The organism is Rhizobium sp. BK312, assembly GCF_014193605.1.
Taxonomy (GTDB): Bacteria; Pseudomonadota; Alphaproteobacteria; order Rhizobiales; family Rhizobiaceae; genus Rhizobium.
Window position 1 is genome coordinate 87,873 of the sequence record NZ_JACHZP010000009.1, and the last position, 19,120, is coordinate 106,992.

Consider the following 19,120-nt stretch of genomic DNA (forward strand, 5'->3'; position numbering starts at 1 on the left):
AAATACTCAGTTGAGGCGATAGACCCTGCTTGAGCAGGGTCCCGTTTTGGCGATCTATTTAGCATGTGCTTGTTCAAAAGAAAGCTCTACGCTTTTCAAAGCCATGCCGAGACGGAGCCTTTCATCTTCGGGGATTTATGACGCAAATGCATTCAAAGCAACCGTTGTCGGTGGGAATCGTCATCGTGGCCGCCGGGCGCGGCGAACGGGCGGGTTCTCCGGAAGAAGGCCCCAAGCAATATCGTCCGATCGGCGGCAGAGCGGTTATTGCGCATACGCTTGAAAGATTCGTGACATGGCCGCAGGCATCGAAAATCGTCGTCGTCATCCATCGCGACGATGAGAAGCTGCTGCGTGCGGCGCTGGAACAGGTTTCAGGCCTGCCTGAGATCAAGATCGCCTTCGGTGGGGCGACTCGCCAGCAGTCCGTGCTTGCCGGGCTGCGCGCTTTGAAAGACAGCGGCGTCACGCATGTGATGATCCACGATGCTGTCCGCCCCTTCTTCGATCATGATCTGCTGGATCGTGTCGCCGCAGCGCTTGCAGACGGCGCGCCGGCCGTGCTGCCAGCTATGCCCGTCACAGACACGCTGAAACGCGGCAATGCCGATGGGCTAGTCATCGACACGATTCCCCGCACCGGGTTGCACGCCGCGCAGACGCCGCAATCCTTCCGTTTCGCCGATATTCTCGACGCCCATGAAAAAGCCGCTGCCAATGGCAGAACCGATTTCACGGACGATGCGGCAATCGCGGAATGGTGTAACCTACCGGTGACACTCGCGATCGGCAGCGCCGACAACGTAAAACTGACAATCAAAAGGGATATTGCCATGGCCGATGAAAAGCTCAGCGCCGGCCTGCTGCCTGATGTGCGCACCGGCAACGGCTATGACGTCCACCAGTTGGAGCCGGGCGATGGCGTCACCCTTTGCGGCGTCTTCATTCCCCACGACCAGAAGCTGAAGGGGCACTCGGACGCCGATGTCGCCCTGCATGCCCTGACGGACGCGCTGCTCGCCACCTGCGGCGCCGGCGATATCGGCGATCATTTCCCGCCCTCCGATCCGCAATGGAAGGGCGCTCCGTCGCGCATCTTCATCGAGCATGCGGCAAAGATCGTGCGCGAACGCGGCGGCACCATCATGAATGCCGATGTCTCGCTGATCGCCGAAGCCCCGAAGGTCGGGCCGCATCGCTACACCATGCGGGCCAGGCTCTCGGAGTTTCTGGGCATCAGCATCGATCGCTGCTCGGTCAAGGCAACCACGAACGAGAAGATCGGCTTCGTCGGCCGCCGCGAAGGCATAGCGGCCATCGCGACCGCCACCGTCGTTTATCGCGGAGGCAAGGCATAATGCATTTTCCCGATGAGATTATCGCGCTCGCGCAGACGATCGTGACGGATTTCACAGCAAAAAGCTGGATGGTCGCGACAGCCGAATCCTGCACCGGCGGGCTGATAGCCGGCGCTCTGACGGAAATTCCCGGCTCATCCGCCGTCATCGATCGCGGCTTCGTCACCTACACCAACACTGCCAAGATGGAGATGCTCGGCGTTCAGGAGCAGACGCTTGCGCAGTTCGGCGCGGTTTCAAAGGAAACGGCGCTGCAGATGGTCCATGGCGCCCTCTTCCGCTCCCGGGCTGATTTCGCCGTAGCGGTTACGGGTATCGCCGGCCCCGGTGGCGGTTCGGCAGAAAAGCCGGTCGGGCTCGTCCACCTCGCCGCCAAGGCTCGCAGCGGCGCGCTCCTCCATCACGAAATGCGCTATGGCGACATCGGCCGTGACAAGGTTCGGCTCGCCACATTACAGACGGCGCTGGAGATGCTAGTCGCACTCGCTCAATGACCGGGCACGGCTTCAAGCATAGATTTTGTTCGCGCGCGTCTCGAAGGCATCCGTGAACATGCGGAAAGCCCGATCGAACATCGATCCCATCAAGGCGCCGAGGATGCGGCTCTTGAACTCGTAATCGATAAAGAAATCGATGCTGCAGCCGCCGTTTTCAGAGGGTGCAAAGCGCCAGCGATTATCGAGATACTTGAACGGTCCGTCGATGTATTTCACGTCGATCGCGCGCTCCGCTTTGTTCAGCAGCACCTGTGTGGTGAACGTCTCGCGGATGGCCTTATAGCCGACCGTCATATCGGCAACGAGCAGGCTCTTGCCGTCACGCTCTTTGCGGCTGCGGATCGTGAGCGCCTCGCAAAGCGGCAGGAATTCCGGATAGCGCTCCACATCGGCGACGAGGTCGAACATCTGGTCTGGCGAATGCGGAACGGGGCGATGAGTTTCGAATTGAGGCATGAGCCGCAATTAAGCAGGACGGCCAAGAAGATCAAGGAGCTGACGCATTTCGCCGCGGGATTTCAGCTGCAAAACGGGGATATCAGGACCGTGCTCGGCAAGGCCGGCAAGAACCCGCGGCGTGAATTTTTCTTCAAATGTCCAGATGAAGCGCAGGAACTCCCAATCGATTTTTTCTATGCAGCCAGGCGCCATCTCCGGTCGCGTGCGGCCCATCCATTTGAGCCAGCGAGAAACGGCGCCCCAGATGCATAGCAGGCGGGGCATCCGCACCCATATGACCAAATCCGTGCGCGGCAGACGCACATCGAATGTCGAGGGATTGGTCCCGTCCATGATCCATCGCTCGCCCTGCACTTTGGCAACGATGATGGCGCGCTGCTCGTCCCTGTCGCGCTGAACCCAGCCTGGCAACCACAAAACGTCGCGATCGATCGACAGATAGGCAAGACCGAAGCGGGCAGCAATTTTTTGCGATAAGGTCGACTTGCCGCCGCCGGAACAGCCCATAACCATGATACGATTCGCGCGGCGGATATGCTCAGCGGCTACATCAAGATCGCGTATCTCGCTGCGCAATGTCGGCATCGCGATTTGATCCATGACAGCCTCTCAGCTCTTGCTTCGGAGACGCGAAAGCAGGTCTTCGCCTTCGCGGTAGGATTTCAGCGTCACGACCGGCACATTACGGCCGTTTTGTTCGAGCATCTCCTGAAACTGCGGCGCTTCGTCACGCTCTAAGGTCCAGATGTAGCGCAGGAATTTCCAATCCAGCCGCTCGGGGCATCCGGGCGCCATTTCGGGCCGCGACCGGCCGCGGTAGCGCAGCCAGCGTGAAATGACGCCGCGCAGTGCCATGTGCCGCGGCGGGCCGGCGACTGCCTGCTCGATCAGCGCGATTGCTTCCGGGCGCGGGCGCGATCTCCAGCCGGGTAGCCAGAAGATGTCGCGATCCATCGAAACATAGGTCAACCCGCGCAGCGACGCGATGGCCTGCGCGAGCGTGCTCTTGCCTGTACCGGAGCAGCCCATGATGAGAATACGGTCTGCCTTTTCGAGGATGCGAGCCGCCTGATCTATATCGACGGCATGGTAAAGCACCTGCAGCGCGACGATCTGCTCCACGATTCGGCTCCATATTCGATCTTGACGGGCGCCGGTACGGGCAACAAACGGCTGGCGTGCTTCCTAAATCAAGCGGATGACGATCCTGTGGCAGAGCACGCGAAAACCGTGGTAAGGATCCCTTGGCCAGATCGGGAGCAGCGCAATGGCGATGGTGCGGTACATAGTCGAGGATGTGGAAGCGGCAGCGGCATTCTATCTGAAGCATTTCGGCTTTACGCTAAAACAACAGTTCGGACCGGCAATGGCGATTCTGACACGGGATGACCTCACATTGTGGCTTGCAGGCCCGATGGCGTCGGCTTCCCGCCCAATGCCGGATGGCCGCAAACCTGAACCGGGCGGCTGGAACCGGTTCGTGCTTGAGATTCAGGAAGAATTGCCCACACTCGTTTCCACTTTGCGCGAACATGGTGTTCATTTCCGCAACGACATCATAGAGGGACCAGGCGGACGACAAATCCTGTGCGAGGATCCGTCCGGGAACGCGATCGAACTATTCGAACCAAAAAGCTCATGAGATCTCCGCGTCGCCGCCCCTGGGGACAAAGAGACTACTTTTTTCCTATTCCGCTGCCAGCAGCAGCTTCTTTTCGCGGGCAGCACGCAGACGCGCGAAATCGTCGCCGGCGTGATGCGACGAGCGCGTCAGCGGACTGGAAGCGACCATAAGGAAGCCCTTGGTGTAAGCCACAGTCTCATAGGATTTGAATTCTTCCGGCGTCACGAAGCTCATCACCTGATGATGCTTACGCGTCGGCTGCAGATATTGGCCGATGGTCAAGAAGTCGACATCGGCGGTGCGCAGGTCGTCCATCAGCTGCAGCACTTCGTTGCGCTCCTCGCCGAGGCCCACCATGATGCCCGACTTGGTGAACATGGTCGGGTCCAGTTCCTTGACCCGCTGCAGCAGGCGGACGGAGTGGAAGTAGCGCGCGCCGGGGCGAACCGTCAGATAATTGCCGGGCACGGTTTCCAGATTGTGGTTGAAGACGTCAGGCTTGGCAGCGACGACGCGCTCCAGGGCGCCCGGCTTCTTCAGGAAGTCCGGTGTCAGGATTTCGATCGTAGTCGAGGGCGAAGCGGCGCGGATCGCCCAGATGACTTTCTCGAAATGCTCGGCGCCGCCATCTTCCAGGTCGTCGCGGTCGACCGAGGTGATGACGACGTGGCTGAGGCCCATCTGCTTGACGGCCTTGGCGACGTTTTCCGGCTCCGCCATGTCGAGCGCGTTCGGCTTGCCGGTCGCGACGTTGCAGAAGGCGCAGGCGCGGGTACAGATCTCGCCCATGATCATGAAGGTGGCGTGCTTCTTGTCCCAGCACTCGCCGATATTCGGGCAGCCGGCTTCCTCGCAGACCGTGACGAGCTTGTGCTCCTTCACGATCGAGCGGGTTTCGGCATAGCCCTTCGATGTCGGCGCCTTCACGCGGATCCAGTCCGGCTTGCGCATGACTTCCGTATCCGGCCGATGCGCCTTCTCCGGGTGTCGCACGCGCTTGGCGTCCGGGTTGATCGTGTCGAGAATGGTGACCATGAAACGTCTACTTTCCGCCGCTTGAAATGCGGCCCTTCATCGCCGAGCGAATTTGGCGAGGAATATCAGAATGCATGCACCGATGAAACCGGTGATGAAAAAGCCAAGCCGGCCGCCGGGTACGCCGACATGCAGGGCCACCATCAGCGCCGCAGCTACGACCGAGCCGGCAATGCCGAGGATGATGTTCAGGATGACCCCATAGCGTGCGTCCATCAGCTTGCCCGCGAGCCAGCCCGCAAGACCGCCGATGATGATCAGACCCAGCCAACCTACGCTTTCCATCAAACCCTCTTTTCGGGCGCCCTTCAGGACAGTCCTGCCGGGCGTCGCGTTGCGTCTTAACGATGATGCTCTAGACGATCAATCTCGCCAACAGCACCACAATGATCGCACCGACCGTGGCATGGATGATCTCCACGACAAGCGCATTTTCAATGCCGAGCGATATCCCGAAATAACGGAAGAGGAAACCGCCCACGAAAGCCCCGATCACACCGCTCACCAGGCAACCGATGAGCCCACCGCCTCCAACGATCAGGCTCGCGAGGAAACCCGCGACCAGCCCGATGAGAAGAAAGACGATCCAACCTTCCGCCGTGATAGACATGTTGATTTCCCTTCCTGTTTTCCACCCCCTGGATAAAGGGCATGGTAGGAAATTATCAAGCGTTCAGTACCCGGCCATAGGCATCCAGCACGGCTTCCTTCATCGTTTCCGAAACGGTCGGATGCGGGAAGATCGTATGCATCAACTCTTCTTCGGTCGTCTCCAGGTTCATGGCGACGACGAAGCCCTGGATGAGTTCGGTCACTTCAGCGCCAACCATGTGCGCGCCGAGGAGCTCGCCGGTCTTCTTGTCGAAGATCACCTTGCAGAGACCCTGGTCTTCGCCAAGCGCGATCGCCTTGCCGTTGGCGACGAAGGAGAAGCGGCCGACGCGGATATCGCGGCCGAGTTCCTTGGCCTTGGCTTCGGTGAGGCCGACGGAAGCAACCTGCGGCTGGCAATAGGTGCAGCCCGGCACCTTGCTCTTGTCGGTCGGGTGAACATTCGGCAGGCCGGCGATCTTCTCGATGCAGACGACGCCCTCATGCTCGGCCTTGTGCGCCAGCATCGGAGGACCGGCAACGTCGCCGATCGCGTAGATGCCCGGCACGTTGGTCTTGCCGTAACCATCGATGACGACGCAGCCGCGGTCGGTCTTCACGCCGAGCGCCTCGAGGCCGAGGTTCTCAATGTTGCCCTGGACACCGACGGCCGAGATCATACGGTCGGCAACGATCTGCTGCACCTTGCCGTCTTCGGTTTCGACATGGGCAGTGATCGAGTTGGCAGCCTTATCGACCTTCGTGACCTTCGCCTTGGTGAAGATCTTCAGGCCGCGCCTCTCCAGCTGCTTGCGGGCAATGCCGGAGATTTCGGCATCCTCGACCGGCATGATGGTCGGCATGACTTCAACGACGGTGACGTCGACGCCCATCGAGCGATAGAAGCTTGCAAATTCAATGCCGATGGCGCCTGAACCCATGACGAGCAGAGACTTCGGCAGGAAGTCCGGCTTCAGCGCTTCGAAATAGGTCCAGATCAGCTTGCCGTCCGGCTCGATGCCTGGCAGCGCGCGCGGACGGGCTCCGGTCGCGACGATGATGTGCTTGGCGGTATAGGTGCCCTCGCCCTTGACGTTCTTCGGCACCGGATGCTGCGGCTCGACGACCGGCTTGGTCGACTTGCCGACAACGATCTCGCCCGGCTTGGTGATCTTGGCTTCGCCCCAGATGACGTCGACCTTGTTCTTCTTCATCAGGAAGCCGACGCCGGTGTTGAGCCGAGCGGAAACGCCACGTGAACGGGCGACCACGGCCTTCACATCCGCGCTGACCTTGCCTTCGAGAACGAGGCCGTAATCCTTCAGATGGTTGGAATGATCGAGAATTTCGGCCGAACGGAGCAGCGCCTTGGTGGGAATGCAGCCCCAGTTGAGGCAGATACCGCCCAGGTGCTCGCGCTCGACGATCGCGGTCTTCAGGCCAAGCTGGCCGGCGCGCACGGCGGCGACATAACCGCCCGGACCGGAGCCGATGATAATGACGTCGTAATTCTCAGCCATGTGTTTCCTGCCTTATTGCTGGCGGCGGATCGGAGCCGGCGCCTTGAATCTATCAGAGACCGAGCATCATCCGCACGATCGGCTCGAGGCCGCGACCGAGCGCCCGGGTGTTTTCCGCATCGAGATGAACGCCATCGAGCGGCGTGGTCACAGCGACCGTATTAGCGTCGAAGAAGCCGCATCCGAGTTCGTCCGCCAGATCGCTATAGAGCGTCGGCAGCTTGCTCGATTCCTTGACTGCGCCGAGAAAGCTGGCCGCAAAAGCGGCATTGGCCGTCTCGGTGATTGCCGGCGGGGCAACGATGAGGATATCGGGCACCTCGTAGTCGAACCCCCAGGCATGATTGCGGACCAGCTGGACCAGGCGGCTGATGCCCTGGAGAGCGGCAAAGGCCGAACCGGCAACGACGGGCTTCATGTCGTTGGTGCCGAGCATGATGATGACGAGATCAAGGGGATTGTGGGTCTGCAGGATCGTCGGCAGTATCCTCGCACCGTTGCGGTCGCAATCGGCGAGATGATCGTCGAAAGCGGTCGTGCGGCCGTTCAATCCTTCCGGGATCACGCGCACCTGGTTGCCGAGCGCCTTTTGCAGCACGCTCGGCCACCGATCTTCATAGGCATGACGGTCGACCGTTTCGGCACTGTAGCCCCATGTCAGCGAGTCGCCGTAACACAGAACAGTCTTGGTCATTCATGCCTCCGTGTCACAACAAAGCTCAGACGAGCATCCCCATCGGATTTTCGATGTAGCCCTTGAAGGCTGCCAGGAGCTCGGCACCGAGCGCACCGTCGACGGCGCGGTGGTCGGTCGACAGCGTGACGGTCATCACGTTGGCAATCACCATCTCGCCCTTCTTGACGATGACGCGCTGCTCGCCCGCGCCGACGGCCAGGATGGTTGCATGCGGCGGGTTGACGACGGCGGCGAAGTTCTTGACGCCCATCATGCCCATGTTCGACACGGCGGTCGTGCCGCCCTGATACTCCTCGGGCTTCAGCTTGCGCTCCTTGGCGCGCTTGCCATAGTCCTTCATCTCGTTGGAGATGGTGGAGAGCGTCTTCTGCTCGGCGCTGCGGATGATCGGGGTGATCAGGCCGCCCGGAATGGAGACGGCAACGCCGACATCGGCATGCTTGTGCTTGACCATGGCGCTGTCGGTCCAGGAAACGTTGGCATCCGGAACGTCGCGCAGCGCCAGCGCCAGGGCCTTGATGACCATGTCGTTGACCGAGAGCTTGTAGGCCGGCACGCCATCCTTCGACTTCGGAGCGGAATCGTTGAGCTGCGTGCGGAGAGCCAGCAGAGCATCGAGTTCGCAATCGACCGAAACGTAGAAGTGGGGGATCGTCTGCTTGGATTCCTGCAGGCGCTTTGCAATCGTCTTGCGCATGCCGTCGTGCGGGACGAGCTCGTAGGAACCCTGCTCGAACAGCTTGAGCACGGCGTCGTCGGACATGCCCTTCGCAGCGGCCGGAGCAGCGGCTGCTGTCGGCTGTGCGGCCGGCGTCGCTGCAGGAGCAGCCTTGGCGGTGCCGCCGGAAACGGCAGCTTCGATATCCTTCTTGACCACGCGGCCATGCGGGCCGGTGCCGGAAACCGCAGTCACATCGATGCCGGCTTCCTTGGCAAGACGGCGTGCAAGCGGAGACGCGAAGGTGCGCTGACCATCGTTTGCAGTCGGAGCCGATGCAACGGGTGCAGGTGCAGCCGCAGGAGCCGAAACGCTTGCCGGAGCCGGAGCCGCCGCAGGTGCGGCTTCCGCCTTCGGAGCTTCCTTGGCTGCCGGAGCAGCAGCGGCACCAGCGCCGGATGCTGCAGCCGCGACATCCTCGCCATCGGCAGCGATCACGGCGATCAGGGCATTGACCTTCACGCCTTGGGTGCCGGCAGGAACGACGATCTTGGCGACCGTGCCCTCATCGACAGCCTCGACTTCCATCGTTGCCTTGTCAGTCTCGATCTCGGCGATGACATCGCCGGACTTGATCTTGTCGCCTTCCTTGACCAGCCACTTGGCGAGGTTGCCCTCTTCCATGGTCGGCGAGAGGGCAGGCATGGTGATGTTGATAGGCATCGATGAGCCCTCCCCTTACTTGTAGCAAACGGCCTTCACCGCATCGACCACTTCGGCGACGCTCGGAAGCGCCAGCTTTTCGAGGTTGGCGGCGTATGGCATGGGTACGTCCTTGCCAGCGATCGTCAGGATCGGCGCATCGAGATAATCGAAGGCCTGCTGCATGACGCGGGTGGCGATTTCCGTGCCGACGGAGGACTGCGGGTAGCCTTCCTCGACGGTGACCAGGCGACCGGTCTTCTTGACCGATTCGATGATCGTCGGAAGATCCATCGGGCGGATGGTGCGCAGGTCGATGAGTTCGACATCGATACCCTGGGCTTCCAGCTCGGCGACGGCCTTCGTGGCATAGGTCATGCCGATGCCGAAAGAGACGACCGTCACGTCCTTGCCAGGACGATGAATGCGGGCCTTACCGATCGGCAGAACGAAGTTATCGAGCTTCGGCACATCGAAATGCTGACCGTAGAGGATTTCGTTCTCAAGGAAAATGACCGGGTTCGGATCGCGGATCGCAGCCTTGAGCAGGCCCTTGGCGTCGGCTGCCGTGTAGGGCATGACAACCTTGAGGCCCGGAATGTGGCTATACCAGGCGGCATAGTCCTGGCTGTGCTGAGCGCCGACGCGGGCAGCAGCACCGTTCGGGCCGCGGAAGACGATCGGAGCGCCCATCTGGCCACCGGACATGTACAGCGTCTTGGCGGCGGAATTGATGATCTGGTCGATCGCCTGCATGGCGAAGTTGAAGGTCATGAACTCGACAATCGGGCGGAGGCCGGCCATAGCGGCGCCGACGCCGATACCGGCAAAGCCGTGCTCGGTGATCGGGGTATCGATCACGCGGCGGGCGCCGAACTCCTGCAGCAGACCCTGGGTCACCTTGTAGGCACCCTGATATTCGGCGACTTCTTCACCCATGACGAAGACGTCTGGGTTGGCGCGCATTTCTTCGGCCATCGCATCGCGCAGCGCTTCACGCACTGTCATCGACACCATTTCCGTGCCGGCCGGAATTTCCGGATCAGCCGCAGCGGCAACCTTCGGCTGGGCCGGGACCGGCGCAGCGGCCGGCGCCGGAGCGGCGGCAGGCGCCTCGGTCTTTGCCGGCTCGGCAGCAGGTGCAGCCTTTGCGGACGAAATGGCGTCTGCGGATTCACCGTCCTGCAAGAGGATGGCGATCTTGGTGTTGACCTTGACGCCTTCGGTGCCGGCGTCGATCAGCAGCTTGCCGATCGTGCCTTCGTCGACGGCTTCCACTTCCATGGTGGCCTTGTCGGTTTCGATTTCGGCAATGACGTCACCGGAAACGACCTTGTCGCCTTCCTTCTTGAGCCATTTCGAAAGGGTGCCCTCTTCCATAGTCGGAGAAAGGGCGGGCATGAGAATGTCGATGGGCATAGTGTCCCTCCCCGATTTAGAGCAGAATGTCGGTGTAGAGCTCGGATGCATCCGGCTCCGGATCGTTCTGGGCGAAATCGGCGCTGTCTGCGACGATGTCGCGGACATCCTTGTCGATATCCTTCAGATCGTCCTCGGTCGCCCAGCCCTTTTCGAGCAAGCGAATACGGACCTGCTCGATCGGATCGTGCTCGGAGCGCATCTTCTGCACTTCATCCTTGGAACGGTACTTCGCCGGGTCGGACATGGAGTGACCGCGGTAGCGGTAAGTCAGCATTTCCAGGATGATCGGGCCCTTGCCGGAGCGGCAATGCGCAACGGCTTCGTCAGCCGCAGCCTTGACGGCGCGAACGTCCATACCATCGACCTGAATACCGGGAATGCCGAAGGAGGCGCCACGCTTGGAGAAATCGGCCTGGGCGGTGGCGCGAGCTGTCGAGGTGCCCATGGCGTAGCGGTTGTTTTCGATCACGAAGATCACGGGCAGCTTCCAGAGCTGCGCCATGTTGAAGCTTTCGTAGACCTGGCCCTGGTTGGCGGCACCATCGCCGAAATAGGCAACGCTGACATTGTCATTGCCGCGATACCAGTTGGCAAAGCCAAGACCGGTGCCGAGCGAAACCTGGGCGCCGACGATGCCATGACCGCCGTAGAAGTTCTTTTCCTTGGAGAACATGTGCATGGAGCCGCCCTTCCCTCGGGAATAGCCGCCCTGGCGTCCGGTGAGCTCGGCCATGACGCCGCGCGCGCTCATGCCGGTCGCCAGCATATGGCCATGGTCGCGATAGCCGGTAATGACCTGGTCGCCATCCTTCAGCGCCAGCTGCATGCCGACGACGACTGCTTCCTGACCGATGTAAAGGTGACAGAAGCCGCCGATGAAGCCCATGCCGTAAAGCTGGCCGGCCTTCTCTTCGAAGCGGCGGATCAGGAGCATCTCACGATAAGCCTTGAGCTCCGCATCACGATCGAAATCTGCGATCGGGCCGCCATTGGTTTCCTTGGCAGGCCTTGATGCTGTTTTACGGCTGGAAACGGTCGCGTTCTTTCGCGGCGCCATTCAACCCTCCCTGTGTGAGTAGCCTCGTTTTTTGGTGAGGCGTAACATAGGGAAGATTGTCCGCCACAGCAATGCTATAATTGCATGGCTCATATTCACCGCAAGTTATTGATATAAATCACAAAAATGCAATTAACCGAAATTCGGTTAATTGTGGCTATTTATTGAAGATGACGATCTCGTTCGCCTTGGAATAGGTCAACTGGTAGCGCGCATATTGATCGAGCATATCCTTATCCAGAGAGCCGTCGCTTAACAGCGCGACCTCCTTTTCAAGGTGCTCGCGCCTGGCGACAAGATCAGCCAGCTCCTTGGCACGGTCGACGCGGCGCTGCTCGAAAACCTCAGTCGCCTTCAGGCCGTAATCGCCATGAATGCAATGATAACCGAAGTAGCTCACAAAAGCGATGGTGATGGCGGGAAGGATGAGACGGCCGAACCTTCTCTTCTTATGATACTTTGTCCACATACTCGCTCGTCACGCTCTGGCTTTGCGCGATCTCCTCAAAGCCCGTTCGGCCCAAACAAGATCACATGAAATCAAATACCTGCAGCCAAGATAACCGGCAGAGATTAACTGTCCGTTGACTCTAACTGGCAGGACCAACAAAAAACCGCGCCCGAAGGCGCGGTTCGATCCAAGCAAACAATCTGGCCGCAGACCCGTGCGGATCCAAGGCTTCGGATATCAGCCACGAAGAATGGAGCGGCCGGCATATTTTGCCTGCGGGCCGAGCGCTTCCTCGATACGGATGAGCTGGTTGTACTTGGCAAGACGGTCCGAACGCGACAGCGAGCCGGTCTTGATCTGGCCGCAGTTGGTGGCGACAGCGAGATCGGCGATCGTGGAATCTTCCGTTTCGCCGGAGCGGTGCGACATGACGGCGGTGTAGTTCGCCTTGTGCGCAGTTTCCACGGCGTCTAGGGTCTCGGTCAGCGAGCCGATCTGGTTGACCTTGACGAGGATCGAGTTGGCTACACCCATGCCGATGCCATCACGCAGGCGGGCAGAGTTGGTGACGAACAGGTCGTCGCCGACGAGCTGGGTCTTCTTGCCGATGAGGTCGGTCAGCGTCTTCCAGCCTTCCCAATCGTCTTCAGCCATGCCGTCTTCGATCGAAACGATCGGGTATTTGGCTGCGAGTTCTGCGAGGTATTCAGCCATGGCGCCGGATTCCAGCGTGCGGCCTTCGCCCTCGAGAACATACTTGCCGTCCTTGAAGAATTCGGTCGAAGCGCAATCGAGGCCGAGAGCAATTTCTTCGCCCGGCTTGTAGCCGGCCTTCTCGATCGACTTCATGATGAAGTCGAGAGCTGCCGGGGCGCTGGAAAGGCCCGGTGCGAAACCACCTTCGTCACCGACGTTGGTGTTGTGGCCCTGCGATGCCAGTTCCTTCTTCAGAACGTGGAAAACTTCCGAACCCATGCGGACGGCTTCGCGGATCGAGTCAGCGCCGATCGGCAGGATCATGAATTCCTGGAAGTCGATCGGGTTGTCGGCATGGGCGCCACCGTTGATGATGTTCATCATCGGGACTGGCAGCAGGCGGGCGTGAGCGCCGCCGACATAACGGTAGAGCGGCAGGTTGGCGCTCTGGGCAGCAGCCTTGGCAACGGCGAGCGAGACGCCGAGGATGGCATTGGCGCCGAGGCGCGACTTGTTCGGCGTGCCGTCGAGCTCGATCATGATGTTGTCGAGCTGGATCTGGTTTTCGGCATCCATGCCGCCGATCGCGTCGAAGATTTCCGAATTGACGGCTTCGACGGCCTTCTCGACACCCTTGCCATGGTAGCGCTTGCCGCCATCGCGAAGCTCGACAGCTTCATGCGCGCCGGTCGACGCACCCGACGGAACCGCCGCGCGGCCCATGCTGCCATCTTCGAGGTAGACATCGACTTCGACAGTCGGATTGCCACGGCTGTCGAGAATCTCGCGGGCGATAATGTCGGTGATTGCGGTCATGATAGCTCCCTGCTCGCTGGTTTATAAATCGATTTAAATCGTCTTAATCGAAGGCGCGGAAATTTCAATGGCGATCCGCGCCGCGATTTGGCACTCCTGCAGGCCCGTAACGCAAGTTCATGTCAGCCTGTTGAATGCCGGCTACGTTTCAGGCCTTGGCGATGGCGTCGAAGGCCAGCAGCTTCTCCAGAAGCCGCGGCATATCCTTCAGATAGACCATGTTCGGGCCATCGGATGGTGCATTGTCCGGATCCTCATGCGTCTCGACAAAAACGCCTGCGACACCGACGGCAACGGCGGCGCGCGCCAGCGTCTCGACGAACCGGCGATCGCCGCCGGTCGAACCGCCCTGTCCGCCTGGCTGCTGCACGGAATGGGTCGCGTCGAAGATGACGGGCGCGCCCATCGCCGCCATGATCGGCAGCGAGCGCATGTCGGAAACAAGCGTATTGTAGCCAAAGGAGGCGCCGCGCTCGCAAAGAAGAATATTCGGATTGCCGCTTTCGTTCAGCTTGGCAAGCACGTTCTTCATATCCCATGGCGCCAGGAACTGGCCCTTCTTGACGTTGACCACGCGGCCGGTCTTGGCAGCGGCAACCAAAAGGTCCGTCTGGCGCGACAGGAAAGCTGGGATCTGCAGGATATCGACCGTCTTGGAAACGATGGCGCACTGCTCTTCCGTGTGGATGTCGGTCAGGACCGGGAAGCCATATTCCTTCTTCAGGTCTTCAAAAACCTCCAGCGCCTTTTCCAGCCCGATGCCGCGCTTGCCAGACAGCGATGTGCGGTTCGCCTTGTCGAAGGAGGACTTGTAGACGAGGCCGATGCCCAGCTTGCCGCAAAGTTCCTTCAAAACGCCGGCAACCATGAAAGCATGGTCGCGGCTTTCCATCTGGCAGGGACCGGCGATCAGCGACAGCTTTGCAGTATTGGAAAAAAGGACCTTGGAGGCACCCTCGCCGACGGTGACTTCGGAATTTGTGCTCATTTTATCTCCTCAAAGGCGAACAATGCGCCCTGACCGGGCGCCAACCTCGCCAATAGACGATTGTTCTTACGCGTATAGGTGACGCCGTTAGCAGTGAAATGCGACGATGTCACGGAAAGATCGCGCGTTTTGAAAAGGATTGCCCGCGCCCTGAGCCCCGGATCATTCGTGCGAACAGGCAGATCATAGAATGCCTCCATTCCTTCCGGCGTCAAAATCTCCAGATCGGCATTGGCAGTCCTGATTGTCAGGCCAAAGGAATGCTCCATAATGCGTGGGGCGCCGACAACCTCTTCGAAGAAACCGCGATAGACCGCCGGCTTCGGCGCGCAAAGCGCTACCCGCGCGATACCAGTCACGCCGTTCTCGTGACGCTCGAGCGCGCTGCGATCAGCCGGCAGCGGATTGATGCGCTGACAGCAGAAAGCGAGAAAATCCGGCGCGCGCAGATCGGCGGCAAAGGCAAGACGAAAGCCTGCCGTGGTTTCGGTTCCATCCGGCATCTTCATCGGACGGGAGAAATCCAGCATTCGCCCCGCCGAAATCGCCGCCGCGTTGAAACGCTTGTCATCCGCCACCGCATCATCCGTACCGAATACCACGGCCGAGAAGCCATCATCCCCCACCCGGAAACGATAAGCCTGATCGCGCGCGACGAAAACATTGCCATCCACGATGCTCTTCTCGCATTGCTCCGGAGATGCGACGCCCAGAGGTTCGAGATAGGTTTTATCGGCAAGGAAGACGCAGGCATTCTGAGTGCCAAAGGGATGGCGCGCATCTGGAGCCACCGTGAAACCGAGCTTGCCGAGGCGTTCGCGCGCCAGAGCGATATTGACGGTCGGCAGCACGAGATGATCCAGCGGATGCGGAGACGAAATCATGGCTTCTCCTGTTTGCTTGCGGAAGCAGATTTGCGCCCATCCCCCAAGCAATTCAAGATGGAAGGACGGAACATCCCGAAGCACACGACATGGATTGAAGGCGATCTCGCAAACGTGATTGCTGATTCTCTCCCATAGCCGGCTTATGCAGTAGTGTGGCACTTTGATCCAAATGCTGGGCGCACGGACTGAACGACAAGGCCCTGGAAGCGAACAGAGCGGCATTTCTCATATTTTTCCATGGGTTAACGCAGATATGGCGCCTCGATGTTCCGATCCGATCTATTCGCAAATGGTAATTATTTAACTGACCCCACAAGGCTTTACCGAAATTTAAGCACTTGCGGAACACATATGGAACATATAGTGTCCGTTCTGGATTTGTTTCACGGCTTTTCTTGATTCTGGGGTTCCAAGACGATGTTGACGCGCAAGCAGCAGGAACTGCTTCTCTTCATTCACGAACGCATGAAGGAATCCGGTGTTCCGCCATCCTTCGACGAGATGAAGGATGCACTGGATCTGGCATCCAAATCCGGCATTCACCGCCTGATCACGGCGCTAGAGGAGCGAGGTTTCATCCGCCGACTGCCGAACCGGGCCAGAGCGCTCGAAGTCATCAAGCTTCCCGACGCCTATAATCCGAGCCTGCAACAGCGCCGCGGTTTTTCGCCCAGCGTCATCGAGGGCAGCCTCGGCAAGCCACAGCCCGTTGCCCCGCCTGCTCCGTCGAAAGTGGCAAATGACGATCACAACGGCTCGGCGTCCGTACCTGTGATGGGCCGCATCGCCGCCGGCGTTCCGATCTCGGCCATCCAGAACAATACGCACGACATTACAGTTCCCGCCGACATGCTCGGCTCCGGCGAACATTATGCGCTTGAAGTTCGAGGAGATTCGATGATCGACGCCGGAATTTTCGACGGCGATACGGTCATTATCCGCAATTCGACCACGGCCAATCCCGGCGATATCGTCGTTGCACTCGTCGACGATGAAGAAGCTACCTTGAAGCGCTTCCGTCGCAAGGGTGCCTCCATCGCGCTGGAGGCCGCGAACCCAGCCTATGAAACCCGCATCTTCGGGCCGGATCGCGTCAAGGTTCAGGGCAAGCTCGTCGGCCTTATTCGTCGCTATCACTGACCGGTGAATTGTCCAGGACTGGTGGTGCCTTCGCAATTGGCGCGTCAAATTTGCCGGTGCGCCAATCATAGGTTCGATGCCTGGTCCATGGGCGCTGCGGGTTGTTGAATGCGGCTGATATAATAGGCTTGTCTGAGGTAAGCACCATTTCGATGGAGCCGGTTTTACGCAATGTCGCACCGGTTATGAGCGTTGCTCCGGAACGGCAATGGTCCAGCCGCAGCCGGATTGGCGTCACGATAATATTCCCGGTGTCGCAAGCCGCGGGCAGATAGGCTGCGTTCTCGATGGTGACCAATATCGCGCCGTTTTCGAGCATGGCGAGGCACCATGCTCCCTTCTGACAGGCAAAGCTGCCTTGCATGGTGCGGTCCAAAGCTTCTTCCATTGCGATGCGGACTGCCTTCTGCTCCTCGTTATTTAGTCGCTTATGCCGATCCGTCTTGCTGATCTGCGGAAGCCGGCTATCGGTCGGAAGCATGGTCGGCGGTTGATGTTCGGCTGCGACCAGTGCTTTTTGCCATTGCTCGAAGATGAAGGCCTGCGGTCTCTCGCGATTGGTGGCGAGGATATCGTCCTGGCGCAAGGCAACGAGAATGCCATCTTCCGAGATCATCAGATCCGGCTTCGGCACACCAGAGCCGAACGCGGCCACACCGACAGATGACAGCAGCAGCAACAGGCCCAGATGGCGAAGCCGGGTCCGCAGCATGCTCATGATCAGGAAGCCAGCGATGAAAGTCGGCATCAGCCAGCCGGGCTGGCGGCCAAAGGTAATGTCACCTCCCCACCCAGCCACCGTTTTTGCAATAGCGATCACAAGCTCCAGTCCCTCACCGGTGACTTTCCAGAACGGTCCATCGATTCCGAAAGGCATCAGCAGCATCGCCATCATACCGAAGGGCATGACGATGAAAGAGACGACGGGCATGGCCGCAAGGTTGGCAGCAAGTCCATATGTCGCCAACCGGTGAAAATGCTCGATCGAGAAAATGGCCGTCGACGCACCACCGATGAACGAGGTCGACATCACGCCCCCAAAGAAGCGCGTGATGAACAGTAGCGGACTTAACAGACGGATGCGCGGCAGGATGTTTTCGCGATGCCGCCGTCGTTTCCAGAGCGAATAGCCTGATACCAGCGCCAGCGTAGCGGCGTAAGACATCTGGAAACTCGGACCGAGTACCTGAGACGGTGACAAGACTAGGATGACGATGGCTGAGAGCGCCACATTGCGCAAGCTGATGGATGGCCTGTCGAAAAGTACGGCCACCAGCATGATCGCCATCATGATGAAGGCGCGTTCGGCGGAGACGCCGAATCCGGAAATGAGGTAATAGGCCGTTACCGTTAGAAGCGCGCCGAAGGCTGCGAACTTCTTCGTCGGCCAAGCCTGGACGACACCGGGAAACAGGCTGAACAAATAGCGCAGACCGACATAGAAGATGCCAGCCGACAACGCCATGTTGAGACCGGAAATTGCGATGATGTGGGTCAGGCCGGCAATTCTCAGAGCCTCGGTCGTATCCTTCGAGATCGCACGTCTCTCATCGGTGACAAGCGCTGCTGCAAAGGCGCCGGTATCTCCGGGCAAGGTTTGCCTGATGCGGTCGCCTATGCTGTTGCGCAGGCCAGCGAGCCAGATATCGGCCGCATCCAGTAACGAGCCGGCAGCATTGTCACCGGATGGCGATAATAATTCCGGCGTTCCGTAGGCAAAGCCATTCGCGCCGATGCCGTTGAAATAAGAGCTGAAGGCAAAATCGTTGAGACCCGTCAATGCCGGTCCGGCCGGAGGCGTCAGGCGCGCCCGGCCCCGGACCCGATCTCCCAGATCGAACGGCTCCGCCTACTTGCGCACGAAGACCGTAACCCGCTGCGGCGCGCGGCGGATAGAGGGTTTTTCCGTTGCCTCGACGCGGACGACATAGCGCCAGCGCCCATTGTCATAGGATTCCCGTCGCTCGATCTGCCCGGTCACAGTCGTCGTCACGGCCGAGTCGAGCATGACAGTGGAAACCCGCCAACTTTCCCACTGCGCGAGCGCCATACCCAGGCAGATGAGCATACCGGCGAAAAGCGTGTGATGAAGCAGCCTGCCCGCATCGCGCTTTAGCAAAAAGCCCAAAGCAAACAGAACGAGGCCTGCGAGAAACGCCTGCGGAGGCGGATCGACTTGCGCCTCGAACCAGATAATCGCACCCAAACCCATATAGATCGGCGCGAAAAGAACAGCACGGCCATGGGCCGCCGCCTCCGCAATCAAGCCGAGAACAGCGGTTCCAAGACGCTTCGGGACACGCAGGAAACGCGACGTCAGCGGCGCCTGATCCTGTGTTCGTTCCCATTGTCGCGCTTTGGCGCGAAGGGTAATCGTGGCGGAAAAGGCGTGAGGTTGCGGAGACGCGGTGACGTCCCTGCTCTCTTCCTGCTGGTCGGATGCCTCGAAATTAGGCACTCGCTGACTGCCCCCGCGCCAAATTACAGCTTCTGCGCGATTTGTGCCGTCACCACATAGTGAA

General features: G+C 59.8%; 21 protein-coding genes. 4 read left to right on the forward strand and 17 right to left on the reverse strand.

Annotated elements, in window-relative coordinates:
- Positions 1 to 137: 137 nt before the first annotated feature.
- Both FHT85_RS23530 and FHT85_RS23535 read left to right on the forward strand, forming a co-directional pair.
- Positions 138 to 1,358 (forward strand): bifunctional 2-C-methyl-D-erythritol 4-phosphate cytidylyltransferase/2-C-methyl-D-erythritol 2,4-cyclodiphosphate synthase, encoded by a 1,221-nt coding sequence (locus FHT85_RS23530; RefSeq protein WP_112338339.1) that lies wholly within the window; start codon positions 138 to 140, stop codon positions 1,356 to 1,358.
- Positions 1,358 to 1,852 (forward strand): CinA family protein, encoded by a 495-nt coding sequence (locus FHT85_RS23535; protein ID WP_210293827.1) that lies wholly within the window; start codon positions 1,358 to 1,360, stop codon positions 1,850 to 1,852. Before FHT85_RS23530 ends, FHT85_RS23535 begins: the two co-directional genes overlap by 1 nt.
- A 12-nt stretch (positions 1,853 to 1,864) precedes the next feature.
- Here the strand turns inward: FHT85_RS23535 and FHT85_RS23540 are convergent, their stop codons facing one another.
- From FHT85_RS23540 to FHT85_RS23550, 3 genes are read right to left on the reverse strand one after another with little or no spacing between them, the layout of a single operon-like run.
- Entirely contained in the window at positions 1,865 to 2,311 is a 447-nt protein-coding gene (locus FHT85_RS23540) for a type II toxin-antitoxin system RatA family toxin (RefSeq protein ID WP_112338338.1), read from the reverse strand.
- A gap of 9 nt (positions 2,312 to 2,320) precedes the next feature.
- On the reverse strand, positions 2,321 to 2,914 hold the full coding sequence (locus FHT85_RS23545; protein ID WP_112400660.1) for an AAA family ATPase: 594 nt from the start codon (positions 2,912 to 2,914) through the stop codon (positions 2,321 to 2,323).
- Positions 2,915 to 2,923: 9 nt separating this feature from the next.
- On the reverse strand, positions 2,924 to 3,436 hold the full coding sequence (locus tag FHT85_RS23550; RefSeq protein ID WP_112400661.1) for an AAA family ATPase: 513 nt from the start codon (positions 3,434 to 3,436) through the stop codon (positions 2,924 to 2,926).
- Between the two features lie 145 nt (positions 3,437 to 3,581).
- Here FHT85_RS23550 and FHT85_RS23555 point away from each other — a divergent pair, with 145 nt between their 5' ends.
- Positions 3,582 to 3,956, forward strand: coding sequence for a VOC family protein (locus tag FHT85_RS23555; protein ID WP_112338335.1), 375 nt, complete (start codon positions 3,582 to 3,584; stop codon positions 3,954 to 3,956).
- A 45-nt stretch (positions 3,957 to 4,001) separates the two neighbouring features.
- Here FHT85_RS23555 and lipA read toward each other — a convergent pair whose 3' ends face one another.
- The 12 genes from lipA to FHT85_RS23615 form a co-directional block, all read right to left on the reverse strand.
- Entirely contained in the window at positions 4,002 to 4,973 is a 972-nt protein-coding gene (gene lipA, locus FHT85_RS23560; protein ID WP_112338334.1) for a lipoyl synthase, read from the reverse strand.
- Positions 4,974 to 5,009: 36 nt separating this feature from the next.
- On the reverse strand, positions 5,010 to 5,258 hold the full coding sequence (locus FHT85_RS23565) for a GlsB/YeaQ/YmgE family stress response membrane protein (RefSeq protein WP_015339819.1): 249 nt from the start codon (positions 5,256 to 5,258) through the stop codon (positions 5,010 to 5,012).
- Between the two features lie 70 nt (positions 5,259 to 5,328).
- The gene (locus FHT85_RS23570) at positions 5,329 to 5,583 is read right to left on the reverse strand and encodes a GlsB/YeaQ/YmgE family stress response membrane protein (protein ID WP_015339818.1); all 255 of its coding nucleotides are present in this window, start codon (positions 5,581 to 5,583) and stop codon (positions 5,329 to 5,331) included.
- A gap of 55 nt (positions 5,584 to 5,638) precedes the next feature.
- Positions 5,639 to 7,084 (reverse strand): dihydrolipoyl dehydrogenase, encoded by a 1,446-nt coding sequence (gene lpdA / locus FHT85_RS23575; RefSeq protein WP_112338333.1) that lies wholly within the window; start codon positions 7,082 to 7,084, stop codon positions 5,639 to 5,641.
- 52 nt (positions 7,085 to 7,136) lie between these two features.
- Complete coding sequence (locus FHT85_RS23580; RefSeq protein WP_112400662.1) at positions 7,137 to 7,778, reverse strand: SGNH/GDSL hydrolase family protein; 642 nt, start codon at positions 7,776 to 7,778, stop codon at positions 7,137 to 7,139.
- 25 nt (positions 7,779 to 7,803) lie between these two features.
- Positions 7,804 to 9,162, reverse strand: a complete 1,359-nt coding sequence (locus FHT85_RS23585) for a pyruvate dehydrogenase complex dihydrolipoamide acetyltransferase (RefSeq protein WP_112338332.1) — start codon at positions 9,160 to 9,162, stop codon at positions 7,804 to 7,806.
- 15 nt (positions 9,163 to 9,177) lie between these two features.
- Complete coding sequence (locus tag FHT85_RS23590) at positions 9,178 to 10,560, reverse strand: pyruvate dehydrogenase complex E1 component subunit beta (protein ID WP_112338331.1); 1,383 nt, start codon at positions 10,558 to 10,560, stop codon at positions 9,178 to 9,180.
- A 16-nt stretch (positions 10,561 to 10,576) separates the two neighbouring features.
- Entirely contained in the window at positions 10,577 to 11,620 is a 1,044-nt protein-coding gene (gene pdhA / locus FHT85_RS23595) for a pyruvate dehydrogenase (acetyl-transferring) E1 component subunit alpha (RefSeq protein WP_015339813.1), read from the reverse strand.
- 157 nt (positions 11,621 to 11,777) lie between these two features.
- The gene (locus FHT85_RS23600; RefSeq protein WP_015339812.1) at positions 11,778 to 12,089 is read right to left on the reverse strand and encodes an FtsB family cell division protein; all 312 of its coding nucleotides are present in this window, start codon (positions 12,087 to 12,089) and stop codon (positions 11,778 to 11,780) included.
- A 219-nt stretch (positions 12,090 to 12,308) separates the two neighbouring features.
- A complete protein-coding gene (gene eno / locus FHT85_RS23605; RefSeq protein ID WP_112338330.1) occupies positions 12,309 to 13,583 on the reverse strand; it encodes a phosphopyruvate hydratase in 1,275 nt (424 codons plus the stop codon).
- Positions 13,584 to 13,731: 148 nt separating this feature from the next.
- Positions 13,732 to 14,571 (reverse strand): 3-deoxy-8-phosphooctulonate synthase, encoded by an 840-nt coding sequence (gene kdsA, locus FHT85_RS23610; protein WP_112338329.1) that lies wholly within the window; start codon positions 14,569 to 14,571, stop codon positions 13,732 to 13,734.
- Positions 14,568 to 15,455: a VOC family protein gene (locus tag FHT85_RS23615; RefSeq protein WP_112338328.1), complete on the reverse strand. Its 888-nt coding sequence runs from the start codon at positions 15,453 to 15,455 to the stop codon at positions 14,568 to 14,570. The genes kdsA and FHT85_RS23615 overlap by 4 nt, the downstream gene beginning before the upstream one ends.
- Positions 15,456 to 15,875: 420 nt before the next feature.
- Here FHT85_RS23615 and lexA point away from each other — a divergent pair, with 420 nt between their 5' ends.
- Entirely contained in the window at positions 15,876 to 16,598 is a 723-nt protein-coding gene (lexA, locus tag FHT85_RS23620) for a transcriptional repressor LexA (RefSeq protein ID WP_112338327.1), read from the forward strand.
- Here the strand turns inward: lexA and FHT85_RS23625 are convergent.
- Positions 16,579 to 18,378: a ComEC/Rec2 family competence protein gene (locus FHT85_RS23625; protein ID WP_246780072.1), complete on the reverse strand. Its 1,800-nt coding sequence runs from the start codon at positions 18,376 to 18,378 to the stop codon at positions 16,579 to 16,581. The two genes, lexA and FHT85_RS23625, sit on opposite strands and share 20 nt — an antisense overlap.
- Before the next feature lie 69 nt (positions 18,379 to 18,447).
- Positions 18,448 to 19,056: a DUF4131 domain-containing protein gene (locus tag FHT85_RS30600; protein ID WP_246780073.1), complete on the reverse strand. Its 609-nt coding sequence runs from the start codon at positions 19,054 to 19,056 to the stop codon at positions 18,448 to 18,450.
- Positions 19,057 to 19,120 lie beyond the last annotated feature (64 nt).